8 protein-coding genes are annotated in these 7026 nt (G+C 65.8%); all 8 read right to left on the bottom strand.

All coding sequences use genetic code 11. The annotated features are described in order from the left end of the window. Nucleotides 1-132: 132 nt before the first annotated feature. Nucleotides 133-519 carry a GFA family protein gene (locus H0W65_RS11655; protein ID WP_294007756.1) on the bottom strand — a complete coding sequence of 129 codons (387 nt, stop codon included), beginning with the start codon at nt 517-519 and terminating at the stop codon, nt 133-135. Between the two features lie 168 nt (nt 520-687). Further along, nucleotides 688-1599, bottom strand: a complete 912-nt coding sequence (locus H0W65_RS11660; RefSeq protein ID WP_294007757.1) for a hypothetical protein — start codon at nt 1597-1599, stop codon at nt 688-690. 140 nt (nt 1600-1739) lie between these two features. Further along, nucleotides 1740-2189: an OmpA family protein gene (locus tag H0W65_RS11665; RefSeq protein WP_294007758.1), complete on the bottom strand. Its 450-nt coding sequence runs from the start codon at nt 2187-2189 to the stop codon at nt 1740-1742. Nucleotides 2190-2339: 150 nt separating this feature from the next. Next, nucleotides 2340-3191: an outer membrane beta-barrel protein gene (locus H0W65_RS11670; RefSeq protein ID WP_294007760.1), complete on the bottom strand. Its 852-nt coding sequence runs from the start codon at nt 3189-3191 to the stop codon at nt 2340-2342. A 154-nt stretch (nt 3192-3345) separates the two neighbouring features. Beyond that, on the bottom strand, nt 3346-3843 hold the full coding sequence (locus H0W65_RS11675; RefSeq protein ID WP_294007762.1) for a DUF2793 domain-containing protein: 498 nt from the start codon (nt 3841-3843) through the stop codon (nt 3346-3348). 12 nt (nt 3844-3855) lie between these two features. Beyond that, a complete protein-coding gene (locus tag H0W65_RS11680) occupies nt 3856-6015 on the bottom strand; it encodes a phage tail protein (protein WP_294007764.1) in 2160 nt (719 codons plus the stop codon). Between the two features lie 2 nt (nt 6016-6017). Further along, nucleotides 6018-6410 (bottom strand): peptidoglycan endopeptidase, encoded by a 393-nt coding sequence (locus H0W65_RS11685; protein ID WP_294007766.1) that lies wholly within the window; start codon nt 6408-6410, stop codon nt 6018-6020. A gap of 3 nt (nt 6411-6413) precedes the next feature. Next, the coding region (locus H0W65_RS11690) for a DUF2163 domain-containing protein (protein ID WP_294007768.1) at nt 6414-7026 on the bottom strand (613 nt) is incomplete at its 5' end.

Raw genomic sequence — 7026 nt, forward strand, 5'->3', positions numbered from 1 at the left:
AGCTGATAGAGCAGGGACCATGTTCGTGCGCTTGCCCGGCAGGAAGCTCGAGCACGGTCAGCGCGGGGCGCTGATGGAGCGCAGAGATCGCGCCGGCCATCCCCAGCGTGACGGCGGACCGCGCCAGCCCAATTAGTCCCGATTATCCAGCAGCCGCACCTCCACCGGGACCCCATCGAAGTGATACTTCGATGGGAAACCTTCCACCGCCCCAACATCGAACCCATCCAACAGCCGCGCATGGACGCCCATCTTGCCGAAATCCTCGCCGAGCGTCTTCCAGTGCGTTCCGCATCCGCAAATGGGGCAATGGTGGATGCCGATCATCCGGTCGCCCCAGATGTATGGAACGGTCTCGCCCTCCACGGTCACGGCATCGTCGGGATAGAAAGCCACCAGCCATCCGGACTTGGTACATAAGGAGCAGTTGCAGCTCCCCACCCACTCCGGCGCATGCGGCACGCTCAGCGTCACCGCGCCGCAATGACAGCTTCCGTTGACCCGGCCCTCGTTCGCCATGCTTCCTCCAAACCCCATCGATAATAGCTCACCGCCTCTGCCAGACCACCCCCGCCACTCGACGATAGCCGCGTCGCGCGCGGCGGTCGCGCGCGCGCCCTTGTAATGCGCTCCGCCCTAATCCTCGATCGCATGGATCGGCCCGCAGTCGGCATCGACGATCGGCTGTTAAACCTTCGCCCGCACCACACATTTGTCGAGCTTGGGTTGAAGCGTGCGCAGCTTGATGACGGTCCGGCCGACCTGATCGTCGCTGAGCCTCTGAAGCTTTGCCTTGGCGGCGGTGAAACTAATCAGGCGCTCGATCGCCGCCGCCGGTTGCACACCTGCCGCAGCGGAATCGGGCGGCGTGGCTGCCGTCTTCGCCGCCTGCCCGGCAGTCGCGGCATCGCCCGCTTCGGCCTGCTCCTCGTCGGCTTTTTTATTGAGCGCCTCGACTTCGGCGATCACGCCGGCGGCGTCGAACGGCGTGCCCGCCGCGCTCAGTCGCTGAGCGACGACGCTCTCAACCGAAAACAGGGCGGACCGGATCATTTCGAAATATTGCCGTTGCGATGAGATGGTGACCTGCGGCTCGGCCTGAGGGGTTTCGTCGCCATCGCGGCCGGCTCCCGAAATTGTCGGGACCGGCTGCCCGGGCTCGGGGGTTCCGCCGGCCTCCTGCGCAGCGCTCAGCGTCTTGAGCGTATAGGGGTCGATTCCGACCGCTTCATTCTGGATGCAGAGCAAGGCGTTGAGGCCGTCGTTGAGCACCGCCGCCTTGTCCCTGGGCGCATAATAGGATTTGCCCTGGTTGAGGATGGCGCCGGTGGCCCCCGCGCCGATCGTCACGCCGGCCCCGGCGCCGAAGGCCGCCGCGGTGGCCGCTGCCGCCGCGGTCAGGAAGCTGGGTACCTCGAAGAATTGCCGCCCCTCTGCCGCCCGATCCCGCTGACATCGGTAGGTCAGGACGTAATTGTTGATCAGCAGCAAGGCGCCGTTGGTGTCGCGCCTGATCGAGCCGGGCCGCCCCGCCTCCGCGGGGGTGCAGGTTGCGTCGAAAAAGGTCTGGGTGCGCTTGGACTTCAGCTCCTGGTCCATGTTGACGATCGGCGGCGCAAAACTGGTAGTCGCGCAACCGGCCAAAACGAATGTTGACGATGCCAAAAGAAAATGCCGCAACTGCCCCTCCTGCGGATAGGCGACTCGGCGTGGCCATTATACCGAAAATTAATCGAGGCTCAAAGGCCATTCCCTGAGACTGGAAGCGCAACCGCTTCGGGCTCGACGCGGATCTCGACCCGTCGGTTCTGCGGCTCGCGCACGCCGTCCTCGGTCGGGATCAGCGGTCGCTCCTCACCAAACGAAGCGACATGCATCGCGCTGGTCGGAACACCATGCGCGGCGAGATAGGCGCGCACCGCCCCGGCCCGCCGCAGCCCCGCGACGCGGTTCGCGCCCGCGGGCCCCGACCGGTCGCTGTGCCCTGCAAGTTCGAGCCGGGCCCCCGGCTCACGGCGATAACCCTCCGCCACCCCATCGAGGATCGCCGCCGCGTCGCCGTTGATCTCCGGCTTGCCCCAGTCGAAAAACACCAGCTGGACGCCGGGCGGCGACGAAGGCGCAGGCTGCGCCGCGGCCAAGGGTGCGCCGATTGCGGCCAGCATAATCGCCTTCGACCACCCCACCATCGACCTCTCCCGCCACGCGTGCGCATCTCGCGCAATGCTATGAGGCTCGCCCCTCCGACGCAAGGCCGCACGCCGGCTCACAGCACGCAAAAAAACCCCGGGAAAGCCGAAGCCTTCCCGGGGTATTTATGTGCTTAGCCGTACCTTGGCTTAGCCGCGTTCCGGCTCCGGCGGAGGCGGCGGCGGCGGCGGCGGCGGCGGCGGCGGCGGGCACACGTCGGTCGCCAGGATCACCGAACCGTCCGGGCACGTCTGCGTCGCTGGAGGCGGCGGAGGCGGCGGCGGCGGCGGGGGTGGCGGCGGCGGCGGCGGAGGCGCGAAGTTGTAGATCAAGCTGGCCAGCAACGAGTGCGTGCGCAGCCTGCCTTCCAGCCGGCCATCGCTCGAATCACCAAATCTGATATTGGGGACGTTGAAGAAGCGATACTTGAGGCCGAGGTCGATATTGGCGCTTATCGCCTTGCGGACACCGGCGATAACCTGCCACGCGAAACCGCTGTCGCTATCGCTCGACGATCCAAATGCGCTGCCGGTGCGGACCGTCTGCCTGACACGCGCGACGCCGAGACCACCGCCGACATAGCCGTTCCAGCCATCGTCGTCGCCGAAGTCGAGCATACCGTTGGCCATCGCCGACAGGACGCGGAGCTTGCCGTCCACGGGAGTGACGATCGAAGTCCTGTTCAGCAATTGGCCGTCAATGGCTGCTTCGTCGATCGAAGCCCGCTTGTATCCGGCTTCGGCTTCGAGGCGGAAGGCGCCGAAGTCGTAGCCGCCGATCAGGTCGAGATCGAGCCCGGTTTTATAGTCGTAAATGACGGCGTCATTAACGTCGATGATCCTCGGCGCCGTAACCCCGATGTCTCCATCAAAGTCGAGGTTCGTGTCCTCGACGAGCATCGCGCCGCCTTCGACTCCAACATACCACGACTGGTCGCGAGCGACCGCCGGAGTGGCGAGCGTCGTCGAAGCGAGCGCCATCGCAATGGCCAGCTTCCGCATAAATATCCCCTTTCACTTGCATCCTAAGACAGAATTGCTTGAACACATTATGAGAGGGCGGGTTGCGGTGCAAGGTTGCAATTCCCCCGGCTGTTGCCGAAAAGCCGCAACCGAGCTGCAAAACTAGACTAACTAACGGGAATTATTGGATAATCTAGGCGGCGACTAGACCGTGGGCGCGTAACGCTGCCAGGATATTGCCGATTGCCAAGCGACCTTCCGCATCGACGGTCGATCCGCCGGCCGGTGCGGCAATCGCTTCCTGCCGGTCCCGCACGACGCTCACGCCGTTCACCCGAACCTCGCGCAGCCGCGCAACCCCGATCTCCCAGAATCCGCCGCGCCACGACAATCTCTCACCTGACGTCTTGATCAGCACGGACAAGCCGGCGCTGGGTGGCACGAACCGCCAGCCGCCCTCGCTATATCCGGCAAATTCGTCATCATGTCCCGCCCACGCTCCCGTCGCGCCGGTGGAGACGACGAAGCATTGCCCGACTACCGGACTTGCGGGGGGTGCGGTCGACGGCAGCGTCTCGACGACCGGGCACAATAGCATGTCGGCCAGTTGCAATGCTTCATTGTGGAACCACTCTTTCTGGGCCTGTCCCGGCGCCAGGAAGGGGAGCGCGAACCGCGGTGTCTGTTCCATCGATCAAATCCTTCAGATGATCAGCGTCAATACTGTCTCTCGCGAGGCGGCGAACGGGCCAACGCGCACGACCGATACGCCCAGCACCTGTCCAGCAGCTGCGGGAACGTTGGCCCAGGCGATCAGCATTGAGCCGCTCCCGGTTTCGAAGCTCCGCGTCCCCGCCGGGCCCCGAATTGTCAGGCGGTAGAGCTCAGCGAAGCCGTCGGGGGCAACCTCGACCGTGTCGAGCCATGCCCAGCCGCGGTGGCTTCGGCGGGTCCATGCGACGTGCAGCCCGGCTTCCGCTCGCCGGGTTTGCACATGACAGGGTGACAGCGGCCGCATCGCCTCGCCGCTCAGCAACCGCTGCGCGCTTGGCCATGGCGATGCATCGGATAAGCCGTGAGCGACCGCCCCGATGACCGCGTCGGCCGAGGACCGCGCAAGGTCGATGGGGCGCAGCGTCGCCGGGTCGATCAGGCAGAAGGCCTCGCCAGACCCGTGGTGATCGCAAGACCATTCGGTGCCCCGCCGACCGCGCAGCAATCGCGACAGGCGATAGGCGCCGCCGCCAAGGTCGTCGGCCCGGCCAAATTGTATCAGTTCGTCGCCAAGCATCGCCAAATTGGCGCCCGACATCAACGCCTGGTCATCGGCATTGCGCAACCGCTGCGCGGGATCGCTCAATTGAATCGCGACCTCGCCTTTAAGGTCGAGCAGCAAGGCCGATCCCCCGTCCAGCGCAGCTCCGGCGCGCCCGATAACCGCCTTGCGCGGCAGCGACAACGGCGCCAGCGGCTCGGCACCGATCCGTGTTTCGACGGGCACGGCTTTCCATGCGCCGACATTGGAGCCGGCGATATAAACGCGGATCGCGGCTTCGATGTCATCGCCCAGTGCCGGCGGCTCGATCAGCCTCAGTTCGGTTGGGCCAATCGTTGCATCGGCCTCGCTCACGGGGCGCCCCGGATCGGCGGGCAGTCCGACGGTGACCCTCGGCGCCGGTTCCGCCTCAACCGTCGTCCTCATAGCCTCAACCGTCACACGGCGCGCCGCCCATATGAATGTCGAGCCGGACAGCCGCAACCTGTCGCCCGGCTTCATTCCGATCCGCGCCGGAGGCAGGCTGATCGTCAGCTGGTCGCCGCTCGCCCAGCGTCGCGAAAGCGCATTTTCCGCCAGTAGTTTGGCGCCCTCCGCTTCTAGCACGGCCGGATATTCGATCCGCTCATCACGGACTCCGCCCGCCCCGCTCGCCGCGCGCATCTGCCCCGCCTGATAATCGCGCGTCGGATCGTAATAGGTCAGGGCGAGGCTGGTCGGCATGTCGGCGCTCGAAGCGCGCGCGCGCTGGGTCGGCGGCACCGATTTGCCTTCGGTGCCGCATCCCAACTCGTCCCCAGCGATCTCGGCCGGCGAACCCGAGGGCGACCGTAACTTTCCCATCTCCTCGCGCAGCTCGATGCCATTTAGATCGACCAATGGCGCGATGGCGTCGGCAATCGATCGCCCGTGCGCGGCATAGCCCGCCACTGCCTGGTCATCGCTGGCCTCGATCAGCCCGGCGCTGGCGTCGGCTAACAGGTATGCCAGCGGCACCTCGCCCGCATCTGCCTCGACCTCGAAGGTCAGTAACGGGATGCGATTGCCGAACTCGGCCAGCTCGAAATTTTCAAATATAGCCAGCGCCAGCCCGCGAAATGCGGTGGACTGATCAATTGTCTCGATCGACGCGATCAATGGATCGACTGGCTGATCCTCATCGCCCGCGACCAGGCGGAAGTCGGTCCTGACCTTGAAGTCTCCGGCCGCCCCACGAATCAACTTGCCGTCGGCCCAGATACGCTTGACGCGGATAATCGGTCGCGACGACAGTGCCACCGCCAGGCTTGCCGAATAACGATAGGCGATTGCCTCGGGTGAGCCCTTGCCGCCGCCCTCGATCGCTTCCTCTTCCTTAAGATCGGTTGCCCACACCACCGTTCCGGCAACCCGCATCGTTCCATAGAGTCGCGGGATTTGCGAGCCATAGCTTGAAGTCTGCACCGACAAATCCCCGAGCCGTGGCCCCTTTCGCGGCCCAGGTCCGAGCAATTGCTGGTCAATCGTCTGGCCGACCAAGCTGCCGAGCGCACCGCCAAGCGGCCCGCCGAGCGCGGTCCCTACCGCCGTCAGAACAAGCGTCGCCATCCTTATTTCCTCCGCCGGCGGTAAATTGCGCAAACCCGCCAGCGCGGACGGCCTGGGGTTTCGACCACTCGCCGCAGTCGCGCGTCGGCGTGGACGAACCCGCGTGCCGTCAAAATTCCAAGGTGAAATTGCCCCTCGCCCGCGATCATCAGAATTAGGTCGCCGATGCGCTTCCGGCTCGGCGCCACCCGACGGAAATCGCGCGTCAGCGTCGCGACCAATTCCGCGCCATGGTCGCCGCGCAGCCGATAATTGCGCCGCACCCGGTCGGGCGACAAGCCGCACGCCGCCAGCACCAGCCCAACACAGTCGAGTCCGGCCCCCGCGTCGCGCCCTTGGGCGCGGAACGGCCGCCCGACGAGCGCCACCGCCCGCTCGGCATCGATCATCGCCATCGTTCAGGCTCCCGGGTAACGTGTCAGCAGGTCATTGCCGGGGAGGTGCGGCTCGCCCCGGAAATTGGCGGCGTTGGCGAAGCGGCCCGCGCACGTCGCCAACATCTTGTCGCATCCCTCGACGAGCTCGACCGCGGTTCCCGCCGCCACATCGACGCTCAGCGCCGATCGAAGGGAAAGCTCGTCGCCGTCGACCCCCAGGATCACTCGGCGCTGACCATTCGCGCCACCAGCCAAAATCCGCAGCTGCCCGAAGCGGAACCGCGCATCGATCGCACGGTCGATCCGCACCGTATTTCCCTCGGTTGAAACGACGTAAGCTCGCAACCGACGCCCCGCCAAATCGACTCGGCACCGCCCATCGCCCAGTTCGGCCCGGCATTCTGGTGACGTGGCCGGGCAAATCGGCGCCTCCAGCTTCGCGGCGACCCCCAGCAAGTCGACGCTAAAGCTCTCGCCCTTGCTCGCCACCTGTCCCAACTCGCCCGACAGCAGCTCGATCTCGCCCGCGTCTGGCTGTTCCCAGTCGACCGCAAACAACCGGAGTGCCGCCCCGTCCCACTGCCCCGCGACAATATCGGCTTCGCTGATCGCCGCGCTGGTCAGCGAGCCCGCC

It is taken from the genome of Sphingomonas sp., assembly GCF_013816785.1.
Classification (GTDB): Bacteria; Pseudomonadota; Alphaproteobacteria; order Sphingomonadales; family Sphingomonadaceae; genus Sphingomicrobium.

Coding starts and splice junctions, on each gene's coding strand:
- H0W65_RS11675 (WP_294007762.1), bottom strand. CDS start 3,843: ATGGAACAGACACCGCGGTTCGCGCTCCCCTTCCTGGCGCCGGGACAG.
- H0W65_RS11685 (WP_294007766.1), bottom strand. CDS start 6,410: ATGGCGATGATCGATGCCGAGCGGGCGGTGGCGCTCGTCGGGCGGCCG.
- H0W65_RS11680 (WP_294007764.1), bottom strand. CDS start 6,015: ATGGCGACGCTTGTTCTGACGGCGGTAGGGACCGCGCTCGGCGGGCCG.
- H0W65_RS11660 (WP_294007757.1), bottom strand. CDS start 1,599: ATGGACCAGGAGCTGAAGTCCAAGCGCACCCAGACCTTTTTCGACGCA.
- H0W65_RS11670 (WP_294007760.1), bottom strand. CDS start 3,191: ATGCGGAAGCTGGCCATTGCGATGGCGCTCGCTTCGACGACGCTCGCC.
- H0W65_RS11665 (WP_294007758.1), bottom strand. CDS start 2,189: ATGGTGGGGTGGTCGAAGGCGATTATGCTGGCCGCAATCGGCGCACCC.
- H0W65_RS11655 (WP_294007756.1), bottom strand. CDS start 519: ATGGCGAACGAGGGCCGGGTCAACGGAAGCTGTCATTGCGGCGCGGTG.